General features: G+C 72.6%; 27 protein-coding genes. 16 read left to right on the top strand and 11 right to left on the bottom strand.

The features are described from left to right. On the top strand, window positions 1–283 hold a 283-nt coding region (locus Plo01_RS24940), incomplete at its 5' end, for an amidohydrolase family protein (protein ID WP_203893109.1). Window positions 284–417: 134 nt separating this feature from the next. Here the strand turns inward: Plo01_RS24940 and Plo01_RS24935 are convergent. Further along, a complete protein-coding gene (locus Plo01_RS24935) occupies window positions 418–1314 on the bottom strand; it encodes an MBL fold metallo-hydrolase (protein ID WP_203893108.1) in 897 nt (298 codons plus the stop codon). 92 nt (window positions 1315–1406) lie between these two features. On the opposite strand from Plo01_RS24935, the gene Plo01_RS24930 reads away from it, so the two are divergent. After that, window positions 1407–1745 (top strand): winged helix-turn-helix transcriptional regulator, encoded by a 339-nt coding sequence (locus Plo01_RS24930; protein ID WP_203893107.1) that lies wholly within the window; start codon window positions 1407–1409, stop codon window positions 1743–1745. 67 nt (window positions 1746–1812) lie between these two features. On the opposite strand, the gene Plo01_RS24925 is transcribed toward Plo01_RS24930, so the two are convergent. Further along, window positions 1813–3774, bottom strand: coding sequence for an ABC transporter ATP-binding protein (locus Plo01_RS24925; protein WP_203893106.1), 1962 nt, complete (start codon window positions 3772–3774; stop codon window positions 1813–1815). Between the two features lie 253 nt (window positions 3775–4027). Here Plo01_RS24925 and Plo01_RS24920 point away from each other — a divergent pair, with 253 nt between their 5' ends. From Plo01_RS24920 to Plo01_RS24910, 3 genes are all read left to right on the top strand, one after another. Next, entirely contained in the window at window positions 4028–5320 is a 1293-nt protein-coding gene (locus Plo01_RS24920) for an ABC transporter substrate-binding protein (RefSeq protein ID WP_203893105.1), read from the top strand. 142 nt (window positions 5321–5462) lie between these two features. Continuing rightward, window positions 5463–6341 carry a carbohydrate ABC transporter permease gene (locus tag Plo01_RS24915; RefSeq protein WP_203893104.1) on the top strand — a complete coding sequence of 293 codons (879 nt, stop codon included), beginning with the start codon at window positions 5463–5465 and terminating at the stop codon, window positions 6339–6341. Window positions 6342–6468: 127 nt separating this feature from the next. After that, window positions 6469–7281 carry a carbohydrate ABC transporter permease gene (locus Plo01_RS24910; protein WP_239317004.1) on the top strand — a complete coding sequence of 271 codons (813 nt, stop codon included), beginning with the start codon at window positions 6469–6471 and terminating at the stop codon, window positions 7279–7281. A 46-nt stretch (window positions 7282–7327) separates the two neighbouring features. On the opposite strand, the gene Plo01_RS24905 is transcribed toward Plo01_RS24910, so the two are convergent. The 6 genes from Plo01_RS24905 to Plo01_RS24880 all read right to left on the bottom strand — a co-directional run bounded on the left by Plo01_RS24905 (window position 7328) and on the right by Plo01_RS24880 (window position 12483). Then, complete coding sequence (locus tag Plo01_RS24905; RefSeq protein ID WP_203893103.1) at window positions 7328–7876, bottom strand: hypothetical protein; 549 nt, start codon at window positions 7874–7876, stop codon at window positions 7328–7330. Window positions 7877–8131: 255 nt separating this feature from the next. Further along, window positions 8132–8389, bottom strand: coding sequence for a hypothetical protein (locus Plo01_RS24900; protein WP_203893102.1), 258 nt, complete (start codon window positions 8387–8389; stop codon window positions 8132–8134). A gap of 290 nt (window positions 8390–8679) precedes the next feature. Further along, window positions 8680–9672 carry a LacI family DNA-binding transcriptional regulator gene (locus Plo01_RS24895; RefSeq protein WP_239317002.1) on the bottom strand — a complete coding sequence of 331 codons (993 nt, stop codon included), beginning with the start codon at window positions 9670–9672 and terminating at the stop codon, window positions 8680–8682. A 241-nt stretch (window positions 9673–9913) separates the two neighbouring features. Further along, on the bottom strand, window positions 9914–10717 hold the full coding sequence (locus Plo01_RS24890; protein ID WP_203893101.1) for an IclR family transcriptional regulator domain-containing protein: 804 nt from the start codon (window positions 10715–10717) through the stop codon (window positions 9914–9916). A gap of 153 nt (window positions 10718–10870) precedes the next feature. Beyond that, window positions 10871–11668 (bottom strand): CoA-transferase subunit beta, encoded by a 798-nt coding sequence (locus tag Plo01_RS24885; RefSeq protein WP_203893100.1) that lies wholly within the window; start codon window positions 11666–11668, stop codon window positions 10871–10873. Continuing rightward, window positions 11665–12483 (bottom strand): CoA transferase subunit A, encoded by an 819-nt coding sequence (locus tag Plo01_RS24880; protein WP_203893099.1) that lies wholly within the window; start codon window positions 12481–12483, stop codon window positions 11665–11667. The genes Plo01_RS24885 and Plo01_RS24880 overlap by 4 nt, the downstream gene beginning before the upstream one ends. Window positions 12484–12700: 217 nt before the next feature. Here Plo01_RS24880 and Plo01_RS24875 point away from each other — a divergent pair, with 217 nt between their 5' ends. The 8 genes from Plo01_RS24875 to Plo01_RS24840 all read left to right on the top strand — a co-directional run bounded on the left by Plo01_RS24875 (window position 12701) and on the right by Plo01_RS24840 (window position 22013). Then, window positions 12701–13642, top strand: coding sequence for an ABC transporter substrate-binding protein (locus Plo01_RS24875; RefSeq protein ID WP_203893098.1), 942 nt, complete (start codon window positions 12701–12703; stop codon window positions 13640–13642). A 137-nt stretch (window positions 13643–13779) separates the two neighbouring features. Then, entirely contained in the window at window positions 13780–14538 is a 759-nt protein-coding gene (locus Plo01_RS24870) for an ABC transporter permease (protein WP_203893097.1), read from the top strand. Next, window positions 14535–15389: an ABC transporter permease gene (locus Plo01_RS24865; RefSeq protein ID WP_203893096.1), complete on the top strand. Its 855-nt coding sequence runs from the start codon at window positions 14535–14537 to the stop codon at window positions 15387–15389. Before Plo01_RS24870 ends, Plo01_RS24865 begins: the two co-directional genes overlap by 4 nt. After that, window positions 15382–16146 carry an ABC transporter ATP-binding protein gene (locus Plo01_RS24860; RefSeq protein WP_203893095.1) on the top strand — a complete coding sequence of 255 codons (765 nt, stop codon included), beginning with the start codon at window positions 15382–15384 and terminating at the stop codon, window positions 16144–16146. Before Plo01_RS24865 ends, Plo01_RS24860 begins: the two co-directional genes overlap by 8 nt. 81 nt (window positions 16147–16227) lie before the next feature. Next, the gene (locus Plo01_RS24855; protein ID WP_239317000.1) at window positions 16228–17961 is read left to right on the top strand and encodes a thiamine pyrophosphate-dependent enzyme; all 1734 of its coding nucleotides are present in this window, start codon (window positions 16228–16230) and stop codon (window positions 17959–17961) included. Window positions 17962–18018: 57 nt separating this feature from the next. Then, entirely contained in the window at window positions 18019–19470 is a 1452-nt protein-coding gene (locus tag Plo01_RS24850) for a benzaldehyde dehydrogenase (protein ID WP_373871714.1), read from the top strand. 155 nt (window positions 19471–19625) lie between these two features. Beyond that, entirely contained in the window at window positions 19626–20825 is a 1200-nt protein-coding gene (locus tag Plo01_RS24845) for a CynX/NimT family MFS transporter (protein WP_203893094.1), read from the top strand. 78 nt (window positions 20826–20903) lie between these two features. After that, window positions 20904–22013 (top strand): glycerophosphodiester phosphodiesterase, encoded by a 1110-nt coding sequence (locus tag Plo01_RS24840; RefSeq protein ID WP_203893093.1) that lies wholly within the window; start codon window positions 20904–20906, stop codon window positions 22011–22013. Window positions 22014–22025: 12 nt separating this feature from the next. Here the strand turns inward: Plo01_RS24840 and Plo01_RS24835 are convergent, their stop codons facing one another. Then, window positions 22026–22613, bottom strand: coding sequence for a cysteine dioxygenase (locus Plo01_RS24835; protein WP_239316998.1), 588 nt, complete (start codon window positions 22611–22613; stop codon window positions 22026–22028). Then, on the bottom strand, window positions 22610–23506 hold the full coding sequence (locus Plo01_RS24830) for an amidohydrolase family protein (RefSeq protein WP_203893092.1): 897 nt from the start codon (window positions 23504–23506) through the stop codon (window positions 22610–22612). Before Plo01_RS24830 ends, Plo01_RS24835 begins: the two co-directional genes overlap by 4 nt. A gap of 178 nt (window positions 23507–23684) precedes the next feature. Between Plo01_RS24830 and Plo01_RS24825 the strand changes: the two genes are divergently transcribed. Then, window positions 23685–24677, top strand: a complete 993-nt coding sequence (locus Plo01_RS24825) for a LacI family DNA-binding transcriptional regulator (protein ID WP_203893091.1) — start codon at window positions 23685–23687, stop codon at window positions 24675–24677. Between the two features lie 66 nt (window positions 24678–24743). Here the strand turns inward: Plo01_RS24825 and Plo01_RS24820 are convergent, their stop codons facing one another. Beyond that, window positions 24744–25112: a phage holin family protein gene (locus tag Plo01_RS24820; RefSeq protein WP_203893090.1), complete on the bottom strand. Its 369-nt coding sequence runs from the start codon at window positions 25110–25112 to the stop codon at window positions 24744–24746. 231 nt (window positions 25113–25343) lie between these two features. Between Plo01_RS24820 and Plo01_RS24815 the strand changes: the two genes are divergently transcribed. Both Plo01_RS24815 and Plo01_RS24810 read left to right on the top strand, forming a co-directional pair. Further along, entirely contained in the window at window positions 25344–25619 is a 276-nt protein-coding gene (locus Plo01_RS24815; protein WP_239316996.1) for a hypothetical protein, read from the top strand. A gap of 67 nt (window positions 25620–25686) precedes the next feature. Further along, the gene (locus Plo01_RS24810) at window positions 25687–26085 is read left to right on the top strand and encodes an OsmC family protein (RefSeq protein ID WP_203893088.1); all 399 of its coding nucleotides are present in this window, start codon (window positions 25687–25689) and stop codon (window positions 26083–26085) included. Window positions 26086–26349: the final 264 nt, after the last annotated feature.

Here is a 26349-nt window from a genome sequence, read left to right as displayed (position 1 = left end):
GGGGGGGCCCCGCCACCGCCGCCCGAGCCGCGATCTCACCCAGCCCCCGCACGGCCCCGGCCAGGCGCTGACCGCCCTGGAGGCGCTGCAGGGCATGACGCTCAACCCCGCCCGCGCGGCGGGCGCGGAGCACGAGGCCGGCCGCCTCGCCGTCGGCTGCCGCGCCGACCTCACCGTCCTGGCGGACGACCCGCTCACCACCGCCGCCACCGACCTGCCCGATCTGCCCGTGCTGCTCACGGTCCTGGACGGCCGGCCCACCCACCGCGATCCGGGCCTCTGACATCCCGCGCCGTCTCGCCCGCCGTGACCCGGGCCTGACATCCCGCGCCGTCTCGCCCGCCGCGATCCGGGGCCTGACGCCCCGCGCGGGGTGCCCGGAACGTCCGGCGGGTCTCCGGCCTCGGGCGCGTCCGGTCAGACCGAGGCCGTCCTCACCGGCTCCGCTCCGGCCGGCTCCCCCTCGGCGGCCAGTTCCCCCGCGACGGCGTCGGCGCCCAGCCCGACCATCCAGGACAGCGGCGCGCCGGGCAGGAAGCGGGTCATCACGTCGGTCAGCTCCTGCTTCTGGAGATCGGTGAGGGTCGCGGCGCCCCCGGCGATCCTCCGCACGGCCTCCCGGTACATCAGCAGGTAGCGCCGCTGGTCCGCCAGCAGCGCGTGGCTGCGGGGCGCGCCGTGGCCGGGGTACAGCCGCACGCCGTCCAGCTCGCCGGTCAGCCGGTCCAGCACCTGCAGCCACCGGCCGGTGTGCCCGTCGGCGGTGTAGGAGTGCACGCCGTCGAAGGCCACGTCACCGACGAAGGCCACCCGCCGGGAACCGGAGCCGACGAGCAGATACGAGTCGGCGTGGCTCTCCGCGGCGCCGAGGTCGCGTACCTCGACCCGCACCCCGCCCACCTCGACGACGCCGCCGAGCGGGAGGGGGTGGTCGGGGACGCGGTGGCGGTCGGGCCACTCGTCGCCGTAGAGCGGCCGCCACTGCTCCCGCTTCGGCACCGCGATCTCGGCGATCGTCTCGGCGACGGCGGCCGTGGCGTAGACCGGCACGTCGTCGCCGGCCACGTACGGCAGGCCGTTGAAGTGGTCGGGATGGGCGTGCGTCACGAATGCCGCGAGCAGGGGCTTGCGCAAGGCGCTCAGCCGGGCGGCCAGGGCCCGCGCGTCGGACACGAGGAGATTGGCGTCCACGAGGATCACCCCCTCGGCGCACTCCAGCAGGTAACTGTTGACGAAGATGCCCGGTTCGGCAGCGGTGTAGGTGTGGAGCGTGAAGTCGGTCATGGCCGGAGAGATCCCTTCCGTGTTCGTCACGGCCCCGACGCTAGGCTGAGCCGGAGACGCTGCCCAGAAGGCACTTCCGGGTGCCCATGTCCGACGGCCGCCGCGACGACGGGAGATCCGCGATGGCTCTGGTGATCCCAGAGGTGCTGGAGGAGAGCTGCGCGACCCGGCAGGCGCTGGAACGGCTCGCCGCGAAGTGGCGGATACTCGTGGTCTACGCGCTGCTGGCGGGCTCGCAGCGGCACGCCGAACTGCGCCGGCGGATCCCCGGCATCACGCAGAAGATGCTGACCGAGACGCTGCGGGGGATGGAGGGCGACGGACTGGTCGAGCGGCGCGTCCTGAAGGAGAGCGCGCCGCAGCACGTCGAGTACGCCCTGACCGACCTGGGGAAGACGCTGCAGGAACCGCTGGCCGCGATCTGTGAGTGGGCGGCGGGGGCGGCCGGGCGTCAGTCGTGACACGACCGGGTCCGGAGCGGCGCGGTTCCCGGTGGACGCGGTTGCCGGTGGGCGCGCGGATCGCCGGTCAGGCCGAGTAGGCGCGCGCCTGGAGGGTGTAGAGCTCGGCATAGAGACCGTCGAGCTCCATGAGCCGGGCGTGCGTGCCCTGCTCGGTGACCTTGCCGTGGTCCAGGACGTAGATCCGGTCGGCGTAGCGCACGCTGGCCAGCCGGTGGGTGATCAGCAGGACGGTGCGGCCGTCGGCGTGCCGCCGGATCCGCTCGAACAGGGCGTGCTCGGCCCGGGCGTCCAGGGCCGCGGTGGGCTCGTCGCAGATCAGCAGCAGGGCGTCCCGGTGGAAGCCGCGGGCGACCGCGATCCGCTGCCACTGGCCGCCGGACAACTCCTGGCCGTCCTTGAACCGGCGGTCGAGCAGGGTGTTGTAGCCGTACGGCAGCTCGGCCACGACCTGGTCGGCCCCGGCCACCTCGGCCGCGGCGATCAGTGCCGGCTCCCCCTTGCCGGTGCCCATGTCGATGTTGTGCCTGGCGGTCAGCGGCCAGCGCGTGTGGTCCTGGGCGATCACCGCGATGTGCCCGCGGACCTGGTCGGGGTCCACCCCGGCCAGGTCGGTGCCGTCCCAGAGCACCCGCCCGCCGTCCGGCGCGTAGAGACCGGAAAGGATCTTGGCGAGGGTGGTCTTGCCCGAGCCGTTCTCGCCGACGAGCGCGATGACCTCGCCCCGGTCGATGTGGATCGAGACGCCCTGGAGGGCGGGGGAGTCGGAGCCCGGATAGGTGAACGTGACGTCGTCGGCGGTGATCCGCTCGAACCCCCGGGGCGCCGGCGCGGTGCGCCCGGTGCTCACCCGGGTCTCCGCGTCGGCGCAGAAGTCGAGGAAGTCGGTGAAGTAGAGCCCTTCCTCGTAGAGGCGGTTGGTGGCGTACATCAGGTTCGCCAGGGAGCTCTTGCCCGACTGGATGGCCAGCACGGCGGTGCCCGCCACGGCCAGCGGCACCGCGCCGACGGCCAGCAGGAGGCCGAGGGCGACGTAGACCGCGGCCGTCCCCACGCCGCTGAGCGCCTCCCCGACGAGCCGCGCCAGCGTCTGCCGCCGCGCGAGGCTCAGCATGATGGACTGCTCGGCGCGGGAGACCGCGTCGTACATCCGCATCAGGAAGCCGCGCATGGTGAACGAGCGCACCTCCGCGGCCGGCTCGCGGTTGGCGAGCAGCTCGGCGATGATCCACTTGCGGCGGTGGGCGGGGATCAGCGCGTACATCGTCGTGTAGCGCATGCGCGCCGCCCGCACGGCGGCCCAGGCGTCGGGCAGCACCGCGAGCACCAGCAGCGGCAGCAGCACCGGGTGCAGGACGCCGAGCACCCCCGCGGCCGCCGCGATGCCGATGGCGGCGGTCAGCAGGTTGACGGCGGTGCTCACCACCGTGTCGGCCATGGCCACCCCCCTCGACCTGGCGCGCTGCAGCGCGTCGTGGAACTCGGGGTCGTCGAAGGCGGCCAGGTCGACCCGGCTGGTCAGGCCGTACAGGCGCTCCTCGGCGATCCGGCTGACCTGCGGGTCCAGCCGGGACTGCGCCCAGCCCGCGCCCGCCTGCACCAGCGTGCGCAGGGCGGCGGCCACGCCGACCAGGATCAGGCTGGGCAGCGCGGCCCTGACCCGGTCCGGGGTCGGGCCCGCCTCGAACAGGGCCGACAGCACCCCGGTCGTGGCCAGCAGCCCGAAGGCGGTGAAGACGCCGCCGAGCACGCTGAGGGCGATCGTGGCGAGGGTGTCGCGGGGGCTGGCCAGCCAGGCCAGCCGTACGGCGTGGGCGATGAGGGCGGGGAGGCGGCGGGCGATGGTCAGGAAGCCGATTCCGACCAGCTTCTCCGCGTGGGCGTGCCAGTCGGAGAAGGTGAGCTCGCCGAGGTCGGGCTCGGGATCGGGGCCGGAGCCGGAGGGAGGGGCGTCGGGGGTGGTCGCCGCCTGGGGAGCAGGTTCCGGGGGCGGCGCCGGTGGGCGCGCTGCCGGGGGAGTGTCCGCCATGACAATCAGTGTGAGCGGTGCCACCGACAGTTTGCCAGGGCGGCGGTCGCGTCCGGGCCGTGGGCGTCCGGCACGGCGTGGCGTGGGCGTCCGGCACGGTGCGGCGTGGCGTAGACGTTATCCGTCGTTATCCGTACATATCTTGACGACGCTGGGTGCGAGTGGGTTGATTGCCCTACTGACAACGTTGTCACCTTTCTCGGGGGACCTGCGGCGTAGGGGCCGCGCTCGACGACCCAGGAGGGACGGAGTAATGCGACGACGGTGGATGGCGGCCGTCGCGGCCACCATGGCGGGCCTGCTGACGCTGACCGCGTGCGGTGGCGGCGAAGAGGGCGGTGGAGGGGAGAGTCCGCAGGCCGGCGGGGCCAAACAGGTGGAGGTCTTCTCCTGGTGGACCGGGCCCGGCGAGGCCGACGGCCTGAAGGCGATGCGGGAGATCTTCGAGAAGCAGAACACAGGGCTGACGTTCTTCGACGCGGCGGTGGCGGGCGGCTCCGGCGACAAGGCCCGCGCCCTGCTCACGTCCAAGCTGCAGGCGAACGAACCGCCGGACACCTTCCAGGGTCACGCGGGCGCCGAGCTGCAGGGCTACATCAAGGCCGGCGACCTGGAACCGGTCAACTTCCTCTACGACGAGCTGAAGCTCAAGGAGGTCTTCCCGCAGCAGCTCGTCGACCAGATCAGTGTCGGCGGGCAGATCTACTCGGTGCCGGTGAACATCCACCGCTCCAACGTGATGTGGTTCAACCCCGGCGTGCTGAAGGACGCGGGCATCAGCGAGGCGCCCGCGACGATCGAGGAGTTCATCGCGGCGCTGGAGAAGGTCAAGCAGGCGGGGAAGATCCCGCTCTCGATCGGCTCGGAGTGGACGGCCGTGCACCTGCTGGAGAGCGTGCTGCTCGGCTCGCTCGGCACCGAGGCCTACAACCAGCTGTGGACCGCGAACTCCGACTGGTCCGGCCCGGCGATGACCAAGGCGCTCAACGACTTCAAGACGATCCTGTCGTACGCCGGCGACCCGCAGGACGACTGGCAGCCCGCCGCCAAGCAGGTGGCCGACGGCGAGGCCGCGTTCAACATCATGGGCGACTGGGCCTACGGCTACTTCCACAACCCGCCGGACGGCGGCCTGGGCAAGACGTCCAAGACCGACTTCGACTGGGCGCCCTCGCCCGGAACCGGTGGCACGTTCATGTGGCTGTCGGACAGCTTCACCCTCCCCAAGGGCGCGCCCAACCGGGACGGGGCCATCGCCTGGCTGAAGGTGGCCGCGAGCAAGGAGGGCCAGGACGCCTTCAACCCGAAGAAGGGCTCGATCCCGGCCCGCAAGGACGCCGACACCTCGCTCTACACCGACTACCTGGGCGACGCGCTGAAGGACTGGGGCAGCAACAAGCTCGCCGGTTCCATCCAGCACGGCGTGACGGTCAACGACGCCTGGCGGACCGCGATCAACGAGGCGGTCGGCCTGTTCCAGCAGTCCAAGGACGTGGCGGAGTTCCAGAAGGCCCTGGCCGACGCCGCGAAGAACTCCGGTCAGTGACCTCCGGCCGGTGATCTCCGGCCGCCGGTCCTCCCGGGTACGGCCCGCGCCCGGCAGGGCGCGGGCCGTACGCCGGAAAGTCGGGGAGCCGGGGAGCCGGACATCGGGAAACGACGCCGGGGAAAGGACGTCAGTGACGCGGATGCGCAGGTGGCTGCCGGGGCTGTTGCTGGTGGCGCCGTCGATCGCGGCCGTCGCCGTCTTCGTGTACGGCATGCTCGGCTGGAACTTCCGGCTGGCGATGACCGACCAGCACGACGAGGTGACCGAGGGGAAGTTCGTCGGGCTGGAGAACTTCACCGGGATCTGGGACCAGCAGCGCTGGTCCCTCTCGGTCAACCACGCCATCGTCTTCACGGTGGTGTTCGTGGGCGGAGCGCTGCTGCTGGGCTGGCTGCTGGCGTTCCTGATGGAGAAGGGCCTCCGGGGCGAGGGGACCTTCCGGGCGATCTACCTGTTCCCGATGGCGATCTCGTTCGTGGCGACCGGGGTCGTCTGGCGCTGGCTGATGAACTCCGGAACCGGCGAGCGGGCGGTCGGCCTGAACCGGCTCTTCGACTTCTTCGGGCTGGAGTTCCTGCAGTGGCAGTGGTTCCGGGACCAGGACTGGGGGATGGCGGCCATGGCCATTCCGGCGATCTGGCAAATGTCCGGATATGTCATGGCGCTGTTCCTGGCGGGCTTCCGGGGCGTGCCGGAGGAGCTCCGCGAGGCCGCCCGGGTGGACGGCTGCACCGAGTGGAAGGTCTACCGGCACATCGTGCTGCCGATGCTCCGCCCGGTCACCCTGTCGGCGCTCATCATCCTCGGCCACATCTCGCTGAAGGCCTTCGACCTGATCGTCGCGGTCTCCGGCAAGCAGATCATCACCGACGTGCCGGCGGTCTTCATGTGGGTGGCGGTCTTCGACTCCCACGACCCGGCCAAGGGCGCCACCATCGCGGCCTACATCGTGATCGCGGTGAGCGTCTTCGTCATCCCCTACCTCGTCTGGTCGCTGCGGAAGGAGAGGCGCTCGTGACGACCGTGGCAGGCGTGAAGGAGGGCCGCCTGTGACGGCCGTGGCAGACGTGCGGGAGGAGCGCGCACCGTCCCGGGACCGGGGCGAGCGGGCCGTACGGCGGGCGCGGTGGGCCCGCGGCGTCCGGCTGACCCTGCTGGCCGTCTTCGTCGTGGTCTTCCTGATCCCGGTCTACGTGCTCCTCGTCACCAGCTTCAAGCCGCTGACCGAGGCCGACCCGTCCCGGGCCTGGGCGCTGCCCGAGGTGTGGACGTTCCGGCCGTGGCAGGTGGCGTGGGAGAAGCTGGCGCCGGGCATCTGGAACAGCGTGCTGCTGGCCGTGCCCGGATCGCTGATCTCCGCGATCCTCGGCTCGATGAACGGCTACGTGCTGTCGAAGTGGCGGTTCCCGGGAGCGGACGTGGTGTTCACGCTGTTCCTGTTCGGGATGTTCATCCCCTACCAGGGCGTCATGATCCCGCTCGTCCAGCTGCTGTCCAAGCTCAACGAGGTCACCGGGCTGAACGGGGTCTTCTACGGCGGCATCCCCGGCCTGGTCCTGGCCCACGTGGTCTACGGCATCCCGATCTGCACGCTGATCTTCCGCAACTACTACGTCACCATCCCCGAGGAGGTCATCGAGGCCGCCCGGGTGGACGGTGCGGGGATGTTGCGGACCTACCGGTCGGTGGTGCTGCCGGTCTCCGGCCCCGCCTTCGCCGTGGTGATCATCTGGCAGTTCACCGCCCTGTGGAACGACTTCCTGTTCGCCGTCTTCCTCACCGGCCCGCGCAGCTGGCCCACCACGGTCATGCTCAACAACATCGCCGGAGCCCAGACCGTCCCCTACAGCCAGCAGATGGCCGCCGCCCTCCTCGCCTCCATCCCCACCATGGTCGTCTACGTCCTCCTCGGCCGCTTCTTCATGCGCGGCCTGATGGCCGGAGCCCTGAAGGGCTGAACCGTCCCGGCTCGGGCGGCGTCCCGGGCCGGGACGGGGGAAGCGATCACCCGATGCCGAGCCAGTGGCCGATGGTGCTGACGGCGCCTTCGACCCAGTGGATCACCTCTTCGGCGCCGTGCACGATCTGCTCGCCGAGCCAGATGGCGTTGACCACGACTATGACGTACCACTCGTACTCGCCCGACGAACCGCCGGTGACGCCCCCGTGGACGTCGGCGGCGAGCTTGGCGCCGAGCGCCTCGGCGGCGACGCTCGCGGCGTGGTTCCTCACGAGGGTCGGGAAGTGACCGTCCGCCTTGGCCTGCACGAGATCCTGGAGGTGCTTGCGCTGGACCTCGGGGAGGTTCCACCCCTCACGGGTTCCGTAGATCAGCTGCTCGTAGGCCTTCTGGACGTGCTCCGAGTGCTCGGTGGCGATCTCGACGAGAAGGGGGACGTAGGTGTAGCGGCTGAGCATCAGCCGCGACGCCTCGGCGATCGTGCTCGACAGCTCCTTCAGGAGCGCCTCACGGGCCTTCTCGTCCTTCTCGCCCTCCAGCTTCGCCTTGATGTACGCCTGAAGGTGGATGCCGTCGACCAAGTCGGAGATCATTCTCTGCGCTGCGGTCATCTGTGCGGGACGGAGTGCCATCGTCTTCACCTTTCCGGATGGGTTCCCTCCATCGTTGGACGACGTTTCCCTGAGCGCCTGAGTAACCCCTTACTCAAATCGGGGGCGGGCGCTCCGCTGTCCCGCCGGCCGGGCGCGGCTCGCCCGGCCGCCGGAGCATCGATCGCCGCGCGGCGAAAAAAGCGGTCAGCGGAAAGGGCCCGCCGATCGGAATCGGCGGGCCCTTTCCTCGATGCCTCAGTGCTTCTTGTGGCAGTGCCACTTGTAGTAGTAGTGGTAGTGGCCCCTCTTGTGGTAATGGCCCTTCCACCAGTGGCCACCCTTGTACCACTTCTTGTACCGGTGCTTGTGCCAGTAGTAGCCGTGGGGGCAGCCGGAGGTCTCACTGATCGTGGGGGCGCCGGCGGTGACGCTCGCCTGGGCGGGAGCCGCGGTGACAAGCCCGGTGAGAGCCAAGGAAGCGGCGAGGGCGCCACTCGCGAGGAGCTTACGCATGATCTCTTCCTTCCGTGAGAGTGGTTCTCACGATAGGAAGCCGGTTAATTCCGCTCTATGCACTAATACGTACTCGGCGACGCTTTTCGCGGTGGATATCACGCCGATCAATAGAGTGTACCCTGCGGCCCCATAACTCACAGCGGCCCCAGATAAATGGAGCCCCAGATGTGAGGGATATGCATGGGCGGTGAAAGCGGTGCCGTGGAGAAAAGAAAGGAGTCCGCAGAGCCCGCAGAGCCCGCGGAGCCCGCGGAGCTCGCGGAGTCACCGGTGAGGCGGCGGGCCCGTCACGGCGGGAGCTCGCCGGAGCCCCGGGCGATGAGCCGGGTGGGGAGCTCGATGCGCTCGGCGGGGCCCGACCCGCCGGAGAGCCGGTGGAAGAGCAGCTCCGCGGCGGTGCGGCCGAGCCCGCCCGGGGTCTGGGCCACCACGGTCACGCCGGGCGTCAGCGCGTCGGCCAGCTCGAAGTCGTCGAACCCGACCAGGGGGAGACGGTGACCGCCGCGCAGGACCGCCACGGTGATCCGCCCGTTGCCGGTGAACACCGCCGTGGGCGGGTCGGAGGCGCCGAGCATCGCGCACAGCGCGGTCCCGGTCCGCGCCGCCGGGCCCATCTCGATCAGCGACTCGTCGACGGGCAGGCCCGCCTCGGCCATCGCGAGGCGGTAGCCGGACAGCCGCTCCGCGGCGGTGAAGATGGACGGGCTGTCCCCGAGGAACGCGATGCGGCGGTGGCCGTGCCGGATCAGGTGCGCCACCCCGGAGCGTGCGCCGCCGACGTTGTCGCAGAGCACGGTGTCCACCTCCGCCAGCCCGCCCGGCCGGTCGGCGAAGACCGCGCGCACGCCCGCGTCCAGCTCGGGCAGCAGGTAGTCGTGGTCGGTCCCGGCGGGAACGATGATCAGGCCGTCCACCCGGCGGGCGCAGAAGGTGAGCACGAGCTCCCGCTCCCGGCGGGGATCCTCCCCCGACGAGCCGCTGAGCACCAGCGAGCCGTGCTGGAGCGCCACGTCCTCGACCGCTCTGCTGATCTCCGAGTAGAACGGGTCGGCCACGTCCTCGATCACCAGGCCGATGGTGGCGGTCCGGCCGCTGCGGAGCACCCGGGCGCCCTCGTTGCGCCGGTAACCGAGCCGCTCGATGGCGGCCGCGACCCGTTCGGCCATGGCGGGGCTGACCCCCGGCTCGTCGTTGACGACCCGGGAAACGGTCTTGAGCGCGACCCCGGCCGCCGCCGCGACGTCCTTCATCGTGGGACGTCCCTGGATGCTCCCTGTCACGGCTCGATCATTACCCAGGTCGCGCGCACAGACAACGTTGTCATCCGCCGTCCTCCCAGGGAGCGCTCTCCGGTTCCGGCGCCCGGGACGGCGACGGTTCCGACTCCCGCCGTTACGGTGTCCGCCGTGACGGCGTTCGAAGGGGCGGTGTCCGCCGTGACGGCGTTCGAAGGGGCGGTGCCCGTCGTGACGGTGCCCAAGGCGGCGATGTCCAAGAGGACCGTGTTCACGGGGGCCGCGCTCATCGGGACAGCGCGGTGCTGCCCGCCCCGGTCGCGTGCAGGTCGGCCTCGACCCGCGCCGCCGCCGCGAGCAGGGGCGGCAGCAGGTCGCGCCGGGCCGACTCGGGGGTCGTACGGCTGGCGTGGGACGAGAGGTTCATCGCGGCGACCACCCGGCCGGAACGCTCTCGTATCGGGACGGCGAGCGAGCGCAGTCCCTCCTCCAGCTCCTGGTCGACCATGGCCCACCCCTGGGAGCGGACCCGGTCCAGCTCGGCGCGGAGCGCGACGGGAGCGGTGACGGTCCTGGCCGTGAAGGCGCGCAGCTCGGCGCCTTCCAGATAGGCGTCGAGCCGGTCCGGGGGCAGCCAGGCCAGCAGCACCCGCCCCATCGAGGTGCAGTGGGCCGGGAAACGGGTGCCGATGCTGATCGTCACCCGCATGATCCTGCTGGTGGCCACCCGGGAGACGTAGACGACGTCCTCGCCGTCGAGCACCGCGACCGAGGCCGACTCGTGGACCTCGGCGACGAGCCGCTCCAGGTGCGGCTCGGCGACCTCGGGCAGGGTGAGGCTGGACAGGTAGGCGTAGCCGAGCTCCAGGACGCGGGGGGAGAGGGCGAACAGCCGCCCGTCGGTGCGCACGTAACCCAGGTCGACGAGGGTCAGCAGGAACCGCCGGGCCGCCGCGCGGGTCAGCCCGGTGGCGCGGGCCACCTCGCTGAGCGTGAGCTCGGGGGCGTCCGCGCTGAACGCCCTGATCACCGCGAGCCCCCTGGCCAGCGACTGCACGTGATCCGAGCCTCGGTCGGCCGGTTCGACCATCTGCGCCTCCTTGTCCGGACCGAACCCTAGCGGTACCGCCGCGCCCGGCGATCCCTCCCGACCCCCGCGCCCGGCGGTCCCTTCCGGCCCGCGCCCGGCGGTCCCTCCCGGCCCGGGTCCGGCGGGTCCTCCCGGCCTGCGTCCGGTGGGTCCCTACCCCCGTCCGCCGGTGAGGGCGCGCAGCGCGGCGAGCTCGCGGGCGGTGGGGGGCTCGGTCTCCCGCAGGCCGGGGGCGACCGTGAGATCCCAGCCGGTGGCGGCGCGGACCCGGTCGAGGGTGACGCCGGGATGCAGGTGAGTGAGGACCAGCTCGCAGGTGGCCGGGTCGGGTTCGAGCACGCCCAGATCGGTGATGACCGTACGGGGACCGCTGCCGCGCAGGCCCAGGCGTTCCCGGTCGCCGGGGCCGGAGCCGAAGCCGACCGAGGTGACGAAGTCCACGCGCTCGACGAACGTGCGGGGGCTCTGCCGTACGATCACGGTCACCTCGCGGCAGGAGGCGGCGATCTCGGGCGCCCCGCCCGCGCCGGGCAGGCGGACCTTCGGGTCGTCGTAGGGGCCGATCACGGTCGTGTTGATGTTGGCGAACCGGTCGATCTGGGCCGCTCCGAGGAACCCGACGCCGATCCGGCCGGGCTGGAGCCAGTAGTTGAAGATCTCCGGGACGCTCACCACGGCGTCGGCGGTCTCGGCCAGCTCGCCGTCCCCGATCGAGAGCGGCGGGCGCCCGGGCTTGGCGCCGATGGTCCCGGACTCGTAGATCAGCACCAGGTCCGGGGCGTGGGTGCGGCGGGCGAGGTTGGCGGCCACGCTGGGCAGCCCGATGCCGACGAAGCAGGAGCCGCTCCGCAGCCGCCGGGCGGCGGCCACGGTCATCATCTCGTCGGCGGTGTACGCGTCCGCGCCGGAGGAGGCGGTGGAAGCGGAGGAGGCGGAGGGCGAGACGGTCATCGGGCGGCCTTCCGGTCCAGGACGTTCTCGTCCATCCAGGCGAGGAAAGTGTCGCGGTCCCGGGCGATGCCGTCCCAGGCCTGATAGAAGTCGTTGTCGCGGACGGTGTAACCCGCGCTGTAGGACGGGTGGGAGCCGAGCGGCGCCTCGGACACGTGGGTGATCGCCCATTCGGGCAGGACGACCGCGCCCGGGCGGGGCTCCAGCTCCTCGACGATCTCCTCCACGGTGACCAGGGAGCGCCGGGCCGCCAGCACGGCCTCCTTCTGCACCCCGGTGATCCCCCAGAGCTGCACGTTGCCGCGCCGGTCGGCGCGCTGGGCGTGCACGATCGCGACATCGGGGTTGATCGCCGGGACGGCGGTGAGCTCCTCGCCGGTGAACGGGCAGGTGATGGGCCTGATGTTCGGGGTCCGGGAGGGCAGGTCGGTGCCCCGGTAGCCGCGCAGCACCGCGAACGGCAGGCCCGAGGCCCCGGCGACGTAGGCGTTGGCGATGCCCGCGTGGCTGTGCTCCTCGATCTCCAGCGGCGCCGGCCAGTGGTTCTGCACGGCGTCGCGGAAGCGGTGCAGCGAGCCGACACCGGGGTTGCCGCCCCAGGAGAAGACCAGCCGCCGGGCGCAGCCCATCCCGATGAGCTGGTCGTAGATCAGGTCGGGGGTCATCCGGATCAGGGTGAGGCCGCGATGCCCCTGGCGGATGATCTCATGCCCGGCCGCGTAGGGGATCAGATGGGTGAAACCTTCCATCGCGACGCTGTCGCCGTCGTGGACGAGGTTCCCCACCGCCTCGGCAAGCGGGACCACCGTGGCCATTGCGCCCCTCTCATCATGTTCGTCATGCGAACGGACGTTCTCCTTCCGAACATACCGAGTGGTTCCTGTTCGGGTCAATCGACCGTTTGTCGCCGCCCGGAAGGGATCCTTGACGACCGGAGATCGGCGGCGTACATTCCGCGAATAGCGCATTGTTCGTGAAGAGGATGAATGTTCGCATAGCGAACGCCCCCCCGTGACTCCCTCGGAAGGTCACATGCGTCGCCGCCTCACCACCCTGGCCGCCGCCCTCCTGCTGGCCTCCTCGGCCGCGTGCGGCTCGGCCGGAGAACCCGCCGCGGGCGGGAAGGACAAGGTCAACGCGGGCGTCATCGCCATCGTCGACACCGCCCCCATCCATCTCGGCAAGGCCAAGGGCTTCTTCGACAAGCAGGGCATCGACCTGACCATCACCCCCGTCCAGGGCGGGGCCGCCAGCATCTCCGGGGCGGTCAGCGGTCAGTTCCAGTTCGCCTTCGCCAACACCACCTCCCTGCTCACCGCACGCGAGCAGGGGCTCGACGTCAAGGTCGTGGCCAACGGGGTCTCCTCCACCGGCGAGCCGGGCGAGGACTTCAGCGCGGTCCTCGTCAAGCAGGACAGCCCCATCAGGACCGCCAGGGATCTGGCCGGCAAGAAGGTCTCGGTCAACCAGCTCAAGAACATCGGCGACACCACGATCCGCGCCTCGGTGCGCGAGGCGGGCGGCGACCCCGCCGGGATCGAATTCGTGGAGCTGGCCTTCCCCGACGCGCCCGCGGCGCTGGAGAGCGGGCAGGTGGACGCCATCTGGGTGGTCGAGCCCTTCGTCAGCCAGGCGCTCAGCCGGGGGGCCCGCGCGGTGACGTGGAACTTCGCCGAGGCCGTCGACGACCTGACCGTCGCGATGTACTTCACCACCGGCAAGACCGATCCCGACCTGGTCAAGCGGTTCACCGCGGCGATGAACGAGTCGCTGACCTACGCCCAGGGGCACCCGGAGGAGGCCAGGGAGGTCCTGAAGACCTACACGAAGATCGCTCCAGAGGTGATCGCCGAGATCCGTCTGCCGCGGTGGGGAACGGAGATCAACCGTGATTCGGTCCAGGCCATCGCGGACCTCGCGCAGGGCGACGGCGTGCTCAAGGGCAAGGTCGACGTGGCCGCGCTGATCCCGTGAGACGCGGCGCGAGGTCTGGGCCCGTGCGTCACGCTGCGAGATCTGATCCCGCGAACCGCGGCGCGAGGTCTGATCCCGCGGGAGACGGCACGGAGCCGGGGCGCGGCGCGAGGCCGGGGCGCGGCACGGGCTTCCGGGTGGCGTACGGCGCGGCGGGACTGGGCGGGTTCCTGATCGTGCTGGAGGCGGCCGTCAGGTCCGGGCTGGTGGACGCGCGGTTCCTCCCGCCGGCCTCGGAGATCCTCCGCGCGCTGGCGGCGGAGCTGGCCACCGCCGAGCTGTGGGCCGCCCTCGCCGAGACCCTGTGGGGCTGGGCGCTCGGGCTGGCGATCGCGTTCTGCGCGGCGGTGGCCGCGGGGATGCTCATCGGCGTCGTGCCCGGCCTGCGCGCGGCGACGCACTCGACGATCGAGTTCCTCCGCCCCATCCCGTCGGTGGCGCTGATCCCCCTGGCCACGCTGCTGTTCGGCGCCTCGCTCGGCTCCACGCTGCTGCTGGTCGTCTACGCCTCCTTCTGGCAGGTGCTCATCCAGGTGCTGTACGGCGTCGCCGACGTCGACGCCGTCGCCCACGACACCGCCAGGTCCTACGGGCTGTCGGCCTGGTCCCGGATCCGGCACCTGGTCTGGCCGACCGCGCTGCCGTACGTCATGACCGGCCTGCGCCTGGCCGCCGCCGTCGCCTTCATCCTCGCGATAACCGCCGAGCTGGTCATCGGCAGCCCGGGACTGGGCCGCTCCATCCAGGCGGCCCAGTCGGGCGGGGCGGTGACCACGATGTACGCGCTGGTGGTGCTCGCGGGCCTGGTCGGCGTCGCGGTGAACGCCGGGGTCCGCGCCGTGGAGCGCCGGGTGCTCGCCTGGCATCCCTCGATCCGGGGGGAGGCGCCCGTATGAACGAGACGGGGCGGGACGCGGCACGGGTGAAGGCCCCCGGCGAGGCCCCCGGACCGGGGAGGGGCGCCCGGGCGGGCTGGGCGGGCCGGGTCGCGGCACGCGTGCTCACCGTCGCCGGGGTTCCGGCGCTCCTGGTACTGGCGTGGCAGGTCTACAGCTCCCTGTCGGAGAACTTCTACGTCCCCGCCCCCGGGCGGGTGGCGCGGGCGTTCGTCGAGACCTGGTTCTCGGAGCGGCTCCTCGACGACGTGCTGCCGAGCCTGGCCCGGCTCCTGGCCGGGTACGCGCTGGCCGCCGCCGCCGGGGTGGGCCTCGGCGTGGCGATCGGGCTCTCGCCCCGGCTGCGGGCCGCGGCCGAGCCGGTGCTGGAGTTCTTCCGGGCGATCCCGCCGCCGGTCCTGGTGCCGCTGATCATGGTGCTGGCCGGGATCGACGACGGGATGAAGGTGCTGGTCATCGCCTCCGGCTGCGTCTGGCCGATCCTGCTCAACACCGTCGAGGGCGTCCGGGCGCTGGACGAGGTGCTCTCCGACACCTGCCGGATGTACGGCGTGCGGGGTCCGTCCCGCCTGCGCCACCTGGTGCTGCGCGGGGCCAGCCCGCAGATCATGGCGGGCCTGCGGCAGGCGCTGTCCATCGGGATCATCCTCATGGTGATCAGCGAGATGTTCGCCAGCAGCAGCGGCCTGGGCTTCACGATCGTGCTGTTCCAGCGCGGCTTCGAGATCCCCGAGATGTGGAGCGGGATCCTCCTGCTCGGCCTGCTCGGGTACACGCTCGCGCTGCTGTTCCGGCGGCTGGAACGCCGCGTCCTGTCCTGGCACCGCGGGCGGGGGGTGGACCGTGCTTGAGGTCTGCGGGGTGCGGAAGGTCTACGAGGACCGGGGCGTCGAGGCGCTGCGGGAGGTCACCTTCGAGGTGGACGCGGGCGAGCTCGTCTGCGTCGTCGGCCCGTCGGGGTGCGGCAAGACGACGCTGCTGCGCTGCGTCGCCGGGCTGCTGCCGCCGACCGCCGGATCGGTGCGGGTCGGCGGCGTGCCGGTGACCGGCCCGCCGCCGCGCATGGCCGTGGTCTTCCAGGAGTACGGCCGGAGCCTGTTCCCCTGGATGACCGTGCGGCAGAACGTCGAGCTGCCGCTGAAGGAGAAGAAGGTTCCCGCCGGGCGGCGGAACGAGCTGGTGGCCGGGGCGCTGGCGGCCGTGGGGCTCGCCGACGTCGCCGACGCCCACCCGTGGCAGCTGTCCGGCGGCATGCAGCAGCGGGTCGCGATCGCCCGGGCCGTCGCCTACGAGCCGCAGGTGCTGCTGATGGACGAGCCGTTCGCGGCGGTGGACGCCCAGACCAGGGCGGACCTGGAGGACCTGATCCTCGCGCTCTGGCGCGACCTGGGGGTGACCACGCTGTTCGTCACCCACGACATCGACGAGGCCGTCTACCTCGGACAGCGGGTGATCGTGCTGTCCGGCTCGCCGACCGTCGTGATGGAGGACCTCAAGATCGATCTGCCGCCGGAACGCGACCAGCTCACCACCCGGTCCCTGCCCCGCTTCGCCGACCTGCGCGGCCGTCTCTACGCGCAGATCCAGCGGGCGAGGGGGGACCGATGAGGACGGGGAGCCGATGAGGACGGGAGACCGATGAGGACGGGAGACCGATGAGGACGGGAGACCGATGAGGACGGGAGACCGATGAAGACGCGGAAGCCGATGAAGACGCGGAAGCCGATGAGGACGGTCAGGGACGCGACCTTCGACGTGCTGCGCCGTACCGGGCTGACCACGATCTTCTCCAACCCCGGGTCCACCGAGGTCTCCCTGCTCGCCGGGCTCCCCGACGATCTGGAGTTCGTGCTCGCCCTGCACGAGGGCTCGGTCGTCGGCATGGCCACCGGCTGGGCGATCGCCCGCGACCGGCCCGCGCTCGCGCTGCTGCACACCACGGCGGGGCTGGGCAACGCGGTCGGCGCGATCGCCACGGCGCGGGTGAACCGGGCGCCGCTGGTGGTCCTGGTCGGCCAGCAGGACCGCAGGCACCTGGCCCTGGAACCGTTCCTGACCGGGCGGCTGGCCGGCCTGGCGGGCGACTATCCGGTCCGGACGGACCAGCCGGTCCGGGCCCAGGACGTGCCGGGCGCGGTGGCGCGGGCCTGCCACGAGGCGGTCACCGCCCGGGGACCGGCGCTGGTCGTGGTCCCCATGGACGACTGGTCCGCCCCGGCGGCCGACGACGCCGTGGCCGCGGCCCCCGCCTCGGCTGCGGACCCCGCCCCGGCCGAACCCCCCACCCCGGCCGGGGCAGGCCGGCCGGTATCGGGCGACGCCGTGGCCGCGGCCCCGCTCCGGGTCGTCCGGCCCGCCGCCGTGGCGGACGCCGACCTCGCCCCGCTCGCCGAGCTGCTCGCCGCCGCGCGCTCGCCGGTGCTGGTGACCGGCGCGGGGGCGGACTCCGCCGCGGCCTGGGAGGCGCTGACCGCGCTCGCCTCGCTGCTGGGCTGCCCCGTCTGGCAGGAGCCCTTCGGCGCCCGCGCGGGGTTCCCGCAGGACCACCCGCTGTTCGCCGGGATCCTCCCGGCGGGGCGTTCCCGGCTGCGCGAGGCGCTGTCCGGGCACGACCTGGTGCTCGCCGTGGGCGCCCCGGTCTTCCGCCAGTACCCCTACGAGCCCGGCCCGCTGGTCGCCCCCGGGACCGCGGTCGCGGTCGTCACCGACGATCCGGCCGAGGCCCACCGCAGCCCGGCCGACCTGGCCGTCCTGGCTTCCCCGGCGGCCGTCTGCGCCCGCCTGGCCGCCCTGCTGCCCGCCCGCGCCGGGGGGCGGCCGCCCCGGACCGCGCGCGCCGTGCCGCCCGAGCCGCCCGTGCCCGGGGAGCCGCTGCGGGCCGCGCACGTCCTGCACGAGCTGGCCGTACGGCTGGCGCCCGAGACCGTGGTGGTGGAGGAGACGCCGTCCTCCCGGCCGGACCTGCACCGGTTGATCCCCGCCCGGCGCCCGCTGGGGTTCCTCTCCGCGGCGATGGGCGGGCTCGGGTTCGCGCTGCCCGCGGCGGTGGGCGTGCGCATGGCGGCGCCGGACCGGCCGGTGGTCGCGGTCGTGGGCGACGGCTCGGCCCTGTACGGCGTGCAGGCCCTGTGGAGCGCCGCCCACTACCGGGTCGGAGCCCTCTTCGTGGTCCTGGCCAACGGCCGGTACGCGGTCATGGACCGCCTGGCGGAGCAGTCCGGGGGCGGCGCGGCGCCGTGGCCGCCGTTCACCGAGATCGACATGGCGGCCCTGGCGCGGTCGCTCGGCTGCCCGGCCCGCCGCGTGGCCTCCTACGAGGAGCTGGTGAAGGCGCTCGACGAGGTGATCCCCGATCTCGCGGGCCGGGGGGAACCCCTGCTCCTCGACGTCGCCGTGCCCCCCGACCCCGACTTCCGGCCGTGACCCCCCCGCATCCCGCCCGCACAAGGAGAAGCCATGACGATGACCGGTGCCAACCTGATGGACGCCAAGACGTGGACGGGACTCGTCTACGGGGACGGATGGACCGCCTCGCGGGCGGGTGACGCGGCCGTCGTCGAGCCCGCCACCGGCCGGGAGCTCGGCCGGGCCGGGATCGCCGGGCCCGAGGACGTCGCGGCGGCGGTCGTGCGGGCCGTGCGGGCGCAGCGGGAATGGGCGGCCGCCTCGTACGAGGAGCGAGCGGCGGTGCTGCGGCGCGCCGGGCGGCTCTTCGAGGAGCACGCCGAGGAGATCCAGGACTGGCTGGTCCGCGAGGCCGGGTCGATCCGCCCCAAGGCGGGCCTGGAGACGCACGTCGCCGCGCAGGAGTGCTACGAGGCCGCCGCGCTGGCCTCCCAGCCGCCCGGGGAGATCCTGCCGACCGCCCGGCGGCGGCTCAGCCTGGCCCGGCGGGTCCCGGTGGGCGTCGTCGGGGTGATCGCGCCGTTCAACTTCCCGCTGATCCTCGGCATCCGCTCGGTCGCCCCGGCACTCGCCCTGGGCAACGCGGTGATCCTCAAGCCCGACCCGCGCACCGCCGTCTCCGGGGGCGTCTCCATCGCCCGGGTCTTCGAGGAGGCCGGGCTCCCGCCGGGCCTGCTGCACGTCCTGCCCGGCGGCGTCGAGACGGGGGAGACGCTGGTCGGCGACCCGCTGGTGCCGGTGATCTCCTTCACCGGCTCGACCGCCGCGGGCCGCCGGGTCGGCGAGGCGTGCGGGCGGCTGCTCAAGCGCGCCCACCTGGAGCTCGGCGGCAACTCGGCGCTGATCGTGCTGGACGACGCCGACCTGGACCTCGCGGTCTCGGCGGGCGCCTGGGGGTCGTTCGTGCACCAGGGGCAGGTCTGCATGACCACCGGCCGGCACCTGGTGCACGCCTCGATCGCGGAGGAGTACGTCGCGCGGCTCGCCGAGAAGGCCGACCGCCTGCCGGTCGGCGACCCCGCCACCGGGCAGGTCGCGCTCGGCCCGCTGATCGACGCCGGGCAGCGGGACAGGGTCCACGCCCTGGTCACCGGGAGCGTCGCGGCCGGGGCGCGGCTGGCCGCCGGAGGCGCCTTCGAGGGCCTGTTCTACCGGCCGACGGTGCTGGACGGCGTGCCGAGGGACGCGCCCGCCTACGCCCGGGAGGTCTTCGGGCCGGTCGCCCCGGTCGTGCCGTTCTCCACGGTCGAGGAGGCCGCCGCGCTGGCGTCCGACACGGAGTACGGCCTCTCGCTGGGCATCCTCACCCGCGACGTGATGCGCGGCCTGGCCCTGGCGGACCTGATCCCCACCGGGATCGTGCACATCAACGACCAGACCGTGGACGACGAGGCGGTGGCCCCGTTCGGCGGGGTGGGCGCGTCGGGCACCGGGGCCCGTTTCGGCGGCGGCCGGGTCAACGCCGAGGCGTTCACCGAGACCCGGTGGGTGACGATGCAGGGCGACATCGCGGGCTACCCCTTCTAGCGTTCGCGGATGCCCACCGGTCGCCCGCCGTACGGAGGCGCCGGGAAACGCCGTCGTGCCGTCTCGCCGCACCGGCGCCGGGGCGAAGCCGACCGGAGAGCCGGGAGACGGTCCCGTGCGGATGCCGTGCTGGAGGGGTGTGCGAAGGTTGAACGGTGTCTGAGCGTCGGAGTGATCTGTCGTGGGCGGTGATGGTCGCGGGGTTCGTGCTCGCCGCGCTCAACCTGCGGCCCGCGCTGGCGGGGATCTCGCCGGTGCTCGACGAGATCATGGAGGATCTGGGGCTGAGCCCGGCCGGGGGCGGGGCGATCACCACGGTGATGGTCGTCTGCCTGGGCGTGCTGGCCCCGCTCGCCCCGCCGCTGGCCCGCCGGTTCGGCCTGGACCGGGTGCTCCTGGCGTGCCTGCTGGTCCTGGCCGCCGGGGTACTGCTGCGCAGCGCGGGCACGGTGCCCGCGCTGTACGCCGGGGCGGCCGTCGCGGGGACGGCCATCGCGGTGGCGAACGTGATCATGCCCGCCGTGGTCAAGCAGCACTTCCCCGAGCGGGTCGGCCTGTTCACCGGGATCTACGTCTCCGCCCTGGTGCTGGGCGCGGCGGCGGCCTCGGGGCTGATGATCCCGCTGGAGCACGCCACCGGGTACGGCTGGCGCGAGGTGACCGCGATGGCCGCGATCCCCGCCGTGGCGGCGGCCGCGCTCTGGCTGCCGCAGGCGCTGCGCCCCCGGGCCGGGGGGCGGGCCGAGCGCAGGCCGTTCCGCGCGCTGCTGCGCGCCCCGGTGGCCTGGTTCGTCATGCTGTTCATGGGTTTCCAGTCGCTCACCTTCTACGTCACGCTCGCCTGGCTGCCGACGATCTTCCAGGAGGCCGGGATCCCCGCCGACCAGGCCGGATACCTGCTGAGCCTGTCCAACCTGGTCCAGGTGGGGGTCGCGCTCGCAGTCCCGCCGCACGCGGGGAAGGCGCGCTCGCAGGTGCCGCACGTGACGGTCGCCACCCTGCTCACCGCGGCGGGGTACGCCGGGGTGCTGCTGGCCCCCACGACCGTCCCGTGGCTCTGGATGCTCCTCCTCGGCGTCGGCCAGGGCGCCTCGATCGCGCTGGCCCTGCTGATCATCACGCTCCGCGCCCCCGACCCCGCGGCGGTGACCGCGCTCTCGGCGGTGGCGCAGTCGGCCGGCTACGTGCTGGCGGCGCTCGGCCCGTTCCTGGTCGGCGTGCTGCGGGAGGTCTCGGGCGGGTGGACGCTGCCGCTGCTGGCCGGTCTCGGGGCCTGCGCGGTCCAGCTGGCGGCGGGGTTCCTGGCCGGCCGCCCCGTGCCGGTGCAGGTCCCCGCGTCCGCCGTCCGAGGATGACCGTCCGGACACCGAGGTGTCCGGAACCGGCCGCGTGAAGGGCACCCGGAGGTCATCCGAAATCTTTACGTTCCAGTCATGATCCGTAGATTTGTCGCCGTGGCGCTGACCGTCCTCGCGACCGGTACCGTCGCCGTTGTGCTGCACCAACCCGACCCCGCCGCGGCCGACCGCCGCGCCCGTGAACCCATCGTCATCGGCCACCGCGGCGCCAGCGCCCACCGGCCCGAGCACACGCTGCTCTCCTACGAGGCGGCGATCGCCATGGGCGCCGACTACATCGAGCCCGACCTGGTCTCCACCAAGGACGGGGTGCTCGTCGCACGCCACGAGAACGAGATCGGCGGGACCACCGACGTGGACAACCGCCCCGAGTTCGCGGCCCGCCGTACCACCAAGACCATCGACGGGCGGCCGGTGACCGGCTGGTTCACCGAGGACTTCACCCTCGCCGAGCTGAAGACGCTCAAGGCCGAGGAGCGCATCCCCGACCTGCGCCCGGACAACACCGCCTTCAACGGGCTGGCGCAGATCCCGACCTTCGAGGAGGTCGTCCGGCTCGCGCAGGAGCACGGCGTCGGCGTCTACCCCGAGACCAAGCACCCCACCTACTTCGACTCCATCGGCCTGTCCCTGGAGGAACCGCTGCTGGAGGTCCTGAACCGGTACGGCTGGAACGGGCGCAAGGCCCCGGTCTTCATCCAGTCGTTCGAGACCGCCAACCTGCGCGAGCTGAACAAGAAGACGCGGCTGCCGCTGATCCAGCTGATCAGCGCGACCGGCGCGCCGTACGACTGGGTCGCCGCCGGGGACCCCCGCACCTACGACACCATGGTCACCCCCGACGGCCTGCGCGAGGTCGCGGGCTACGCCGACGGCGTCGGCGTGGACACCCGGCGCATCGTCCCGGTCGGCCCCGACGGCCGCCTGCTCGCGCCGACCAGGCTGATCGAGGACGCCCACCGGGTCCGCCTGGAGGTCCACACCTGGACCATCCGCAACGAGAACTCCCAGCTCCCGGTGGACTTCCGGCTCGGCGACCCGGCCAGCCCGGTCTTCCCCCGGGCCACCGGCGACGTGATGGGCTGGCTGGAGAAGCTCTACCGGCTCGGCCTGGACGGCGTCTTCGCCGACGACCCGGGGATGGCCCGGGCCGTCCGGGAACGCGTCTTCGACCGCGGGGTGTAGTCCCGGGAGCGGTCAGGCGACCTCGTCCACGGGACGGAGCTCGTCGGCGTAGCTGACCGAGACGCGGCGCATGAGGCCGGTGCCGTCGATGGAGTACTGGCCCATGCGCCACAGCGGGGGAGAGTAGGCGTGGATCGACACGCTGCCGTGCTCCACCCCGGTCAGCCGGTGGATGTGGTCGGGGCCGAAGGAGAACGACTCTCCCGCCGGGACGAGGGTCTCCAGATGCTCGCCGCCGATGCGCGGGTTGCACTCCCGCAGCGTCCCGGCCACCACCCGGACGGCGCCGGAGGAGATGTCGTGGTCGTGCCAGCCGGTGTCGTCCTCGGGCCGCCAGCACAGCAGCCAGACGTCCACGTAGGCGTCCCGGTGGAGGGAGGCGTAGTGGCGGCCGCCCTCCTCGGGGAAGAGCACCTGGTCCGCCCAGCCGGCGGGGTCGGCGGCCAGCGCGTCGACCAGGTCGCGCAGCTCGCGCCGGTCCAGGGTGCGGGCGGGCAGCGACTCGATGCCCGTCGCGGGCTCCTCGCGGAGCGCCGTGGGCGCGGGGGCCCCGGCGGCCCCGGAGCGCACGGGGAGCGTACTGCTCTGGGACTGGTTCACGGGCTGGACTCCTTCCGGTTCAGCAGACGGCCGGGATTGGTGACGGTCACGGCGTGCCGGGCGGCCTCGCCGAGTGCGGGCGCGAGATCGGGGGCGGTGGCGTAGGGCCGGTCGGAGCCGTTGACCACGACGTCGACGCCGAGCTCGCGGACGATCGCGTCGACGGCCCGGGGGCCGTAGGAGGAGGTCTCCACGAAGACGCCGGGGTCGACCCGCCCCCGGCCGGCGCCGCCCCGGCTGATCAATCGCTCGGAGTGCAGCGGGGCCAGCCCGGCCAGCAGCGCGAAGCAGACCCGGAGCCGGGGGTGCCGGGGGCGGCCGAAGGCGGCGAAGGCGAACCACGCGGCGTGCATCTGCTGGACGTACGGCACCACGGCGGGCCACCAGCCCGGACTCTCGGAGTTCCCGGCCGGGCCGGGATGGACGAAGAGCGGCAGGTCGCGCTCCGCCAGCACGTCGAGCAGCGGGGCCACCGACCGCAGTCCCGCCTCGCTCCCCACGGCCGTCGCGGGGAGCTGGAGCCCGGCCAGGCCGAGGTCGAGGGCCGCGCGGAGCCGTACCGGGTCGATGTCGGCGAGGCAGGCGGCGGCCCAGGCGCCGAAGGGCGGGGGCAGGGCGGCGGCGTCCTCGTGGTAGGCGTCGATGAGCGGCCAGGCGTCCCCGGGCGGGAGCGACTCGATGCCGAGCGGGCTCGACAGGGACACCAGGGCCAGGTCGAGCCCTTCGTTCAGGGCGAGGCGGGCGGCCAGGTCATGGTCGAGCGGGTCGGCCGCGAAGGGGGGCTCGCCGTGGAGGTGGAGGGTCCAGCCGTCGAGGCGGGGCGGGGCCGTACGGCGCCGCAGCGCGTCCGTGAACGCGGGGGTCCACAGATGCTGGTGCACGTCGATCGCCATCTCGCCTCCAGCTTTTCCCTATTTCCTACCTACAATACATGCAATCCCTTCGACCTCTGACGTCACTCGGTGAAGCGGTTCAGTGAACCGTTTCAGTGAACCGCTTCACAAGGCGGCCTGTCAATCGGGCGCCTCGCGAGCGCCTCCCCGCCCCCGGGGTGGGGCATAGGCTGGGCGGGTGCCGCAGCCACGTAAACGCGCGACGATACGCGAGGTCGCCAAGGCGACCGGTCTCTCGCCCGCGGCGGTCTCATACGCGCTCCGCGGCCTGCAGGTCTCCGAGGAGACCATCGAGCGGGTCCGCCGGGCGGCGGAGGAACTCGGCTACGAGGCCGACCCGATCGCCCGCGCCCTGGCCAGCGGCCGGACCGGCACGGTCGGCCTGCTCTGCGGCTCGCTGGAGGACCTCTGGCAGCAGGCGCTGGCCGTCGGCATCGGCCGGGCGCTCAAGGACAACGACCGCTACGCCTTCATCCTGGACGCGGCGGGCGACCCGGCGCGCGAGCGCACCCTGGCCCGGCAGCTCCGCGACCAGCGGGTGGACGCGCTGATCGTGCAGCCGGTGGACCCGGCGGCGCCGTTCTGGGCCGGGCTGTGCGAGGGGTTGCCGGTGGTGGCGATCGGCGACGCCCTGGCGGGTGCGCGGACGGCCGGGGAGGTCGTGTTCGACAACCGGGCCGGAGTGACCCTGGCGCTGGAGCACCTGCGCGGCCGGGGGCACCGCCGTGTCGCCGTCCTCACCCCCACCCGGGCGAGCACCCCCGACCGCCCCGCCGACCTGCACGTCCTGGCCGAGGCCGGACGGCTGGGCCTGGACATCGAGGTCGTCACCGCCCCGCAGGCGCTGGCCGCCGCGACGGAGGTGGCCGGCATGGCGCTGGCCGCCGGCCACCGGGCCTTCTTCTGCTTCGCCGACTCGATCGCCTACGGGGTGTACGCCGCGGCGGCCGAGCGGGAGCTGTCGATCCCGGGGGAGGTGACCGTGATGGGCTATGACGACCATCCGATGTCCGGCCTGCTCAGCCCCGGGCTGACGACGGTCGACTGGGACATCGACGGGATCGTCCGGGCGGCGGTCCGCATGGTCGTGTTCGCCGCCGACGGCGGGCCGCCCCGCCACGACCGCATCGTCCAGGCCCCGCAGCTGCGCGAACGCGGCTCGGTCGGCTGACCTCCCCGGACCGGCTGCGGATCGGCCTCGGACCGGCCCGGGGCGGCTCCCGCCGCCCCGGACGCCTCAGTCGCCGAGCACCAGGTCGAGCAGCCAGCTCACCACGCCGACGATGATCGCGCCCCAGAAGGCGGCCCAGAAGCCCTCCACGTGGAAGGGCAGGTCCAGCTGGGCGGCGATCCAGCTGGTGAACAGGAGCAGGCCGGCGTTCACGACGAGGGCGAACAGGCCGAGGGTGAGGACGTAGAACGCGCAGCCGACGGTCTTGATGATCGGCTTGAGGATCGCGTTGACGAGACCGAAGATGAGGGCGGCCGCGAGCAGGGTCAGGATGTTCTTGGTGGTGGTGTCGCCGGAGACGGTGATGCCGTCCACCAGTTCGGTGGCCGCCCACAGGGCGGCCGCCACGATGAGGATTTTGACGATGATCTTCACGTTCGGGTGTCCTCGCGGGGATGGTCGGATGGGCGTTCGGGGCTCGAGGTCGTCATGGTTCTACCAAGACCCTAGACACTCCGGGGTCGTCATGGCGGCCGCCGTACCGCGATCTTCCTGTGATCTTCCGGCGAGGGCGGGAGGGGGGCGGTCGCGAGATGCTCACCGGAGCGCCGGTTGTGCATGATCCCTCGAATCTGCGGGCAGAGGGGGCATAAGGGGGTGTGTTCGGTGGAAACGGACCAGCTAGAGGCGCTGTCGGCACAGGAGCTGCACGACCGTTCGGTGCGCTATGCCGTACGGCATGGAGACTTCGGCTTCCTGTGGGAGCTGCTCAAGGTGATCCCGGCGGCCGAGGCGGCCAGCGGGCACAACGAGGAGACGGCCAATGATCTCAGCCGGGTCTCGGCCCTGCTCAGCGATGCGATGGCCTCCGGGGAGGGCGAGCTCGCCGAGGCGCTGCGTCCGTTCTACATCGAATACCTGTCCAAGCATGCCGACGCCTGACCGGGACCGCTGTCCGTTCTGCCGGTTTTGGATAGGGTGATCGGCAGTCGAGGAGAGAGGACACGCCGTGGCGTCGGTGAATGTGGAGCGGACCGAGAGCGGATACGTCGCACGCAACGACCGCGGGGCCGAGGTCGCCATGGGCGGCGGTGACGAGGAGGGCGTGTTCACCCCGGTGGAGCTGCTGCTCGCCGCGCTCGGCGGCTGCAACATCGTCACCGTCGAGCCGCTGACCGCCAAGCGCGGCCACCGGCTGGTCCGGCTGGCGATGACCGTCCACGCCGAGAAGATCGAGAAGACGAAGCTGGGGCCGATCACCGTCTCCTACGAGATCGAGCTGCCCGAGGGCGACGAGAAGGCGGCGGAGGTCTTCCGCGCGGTCGCCCACCGGGTCGAGGAGAACTACTGCACGGTGAGCCATGCCCTGCGCAACGAGACCGAGGTCATCCTGGACCTGCCCGTCTGACGGCTTCCGGGTCCGGCGGGCCCGGTTCGGGTATACCAGGTCAACTCTGTATGTAGCCCCAGAATCAACCTGTCGATGACGTGCTCGTTGCAATCGGCTCGCTAGTGTTGAAGACAGGTCAACGAGATCTGTGAGCCTCATGGGAGCACACGGAGACTTTCACCGGAAACAGGACGCGGCTACCGCGTCCCGCGCGGAGCCGCCGGAGTCTAGGGGGAGACGGCCGGCCAAGCCCGCGAGGTAGAGACGGGGCCGGACGGTTGG

This window comes from Planobispora longispora, from assembly GCF_016863135.1.
In the GTDB taxonomy this organism is placed as follows: domain Bacteria; phylum Actinomycetota; class Actinomycetes; order Streptosporangiales; family Streptosporangiaceae; genus Planobispora; species Planobispora longispora.
Note: the sequence above shows the minus strand (reverse complement) of the source record. Positions and strands in the feature narration are given on the sequence as shown.

Coding starts and splice junctions, on each gene's coding strand:
- Plo01_RS24930 (WP_203893107.1), top strand. CDS start 1,407: ATGGCTCTGGTGATCCCAGAGGTGCTGGAGGAGAGCTGCGCGACCCGG.
- Plo01_RS24925 (WP_203893106.1), bottom strand. CDS start 3,774: ATGGCGGACACTCCCCCGGCAGCGCGCCCACCGGCGCCGCCCCCGGAA.
- Plo01_RS24920 (WP_203893105.1), top strand. CDS start 4,028: ATGCGACGACGGTGGATGGCGGCCGTCGCGGCCACCATGGCGGGCCTG.
- Plo01_RS24915 (WP_203893104.1), top strand. CDS start 5,463: ATGCGCAGGTGGCTGCCGGGGCTGTTGCTGGTGGCGCCGTCGATCGCG.
- Plo01_RS24905 (WP_203893103.1), bottom strand. CDS start 7,876: ATGATCTCCGACTTGGTCGACGGCATCCACCTTCAGGCGTACATCAAG.
- Plo01_RS24900 (WP_203893102.1), bottom strand. CDS start 8,389: ATGCGTAAGCTCCTCGCGAGTGGCGCCCTCGCCGCTTCCTTGGCTCTC.
- Plo01_RS24890 (WP_203893101.1), bottom strand. CDS start 10,717: ATGGTCGAACCGGCCGACCGAGGCTCGGATCACGTGCAGTCGCTGGCC.
- Plo01_RS24885 (WP_203893100.1), bottom strand. CDS start 11,668: ATGACCGTCTCGCCCTCCGCCTCCTCCGCTTCCACCGCCTCCTCCGGC.
- Plo01_RS24880 (WP_203893099.1), bottom strand. CDS start 12,483: ATGGCCACGGTGGTCCCGCTTGCCGAGGCGGTGGGGAACCTCGTCCAC.
- Plo01_RS24875 (WP_203893098.1), top strand. CDS start 12,701: ATGCGTCGCCGCCTCACCACCCTGGCCGCCGCCCTCCTGCTGGCCTCC.
- Plo01_RS24865 (WP_203893096.1), top strand. CDS start 14,535: ATGAACGAGACGGGGCGGGACGCGGCACGGGTGAAGGCCCCCGGCGAG.
- Plo01_RS24855 (WP_239317000.1), top strand. CDS start 16,228: ATGAAGACGCGGAAGCCGATGAAGACGCGGAAGCCGATGAGGACGGTC.
- Plo01_RS24850 (WP_373871714.1), top strand. CDS start 18,019: ATGGACGCCAAGACGTGGACGGGACTCGTCTACGGGGACGGATGGACC.
- Plo01_RS24840 (WP_203893093.1), top strand. CDS start 20,904: ATGATCCGTAGATTTGTCGCCGTGGCGCTGACCGTCCTCGCGACCGGT.
- Plo01_RS24830 (WP_203893092.1), bottom strand. CDS start 23,506: ATGGCGATCGACGTGCACCAGCATCTGTGGACCCCCGCGTTCACGGAC.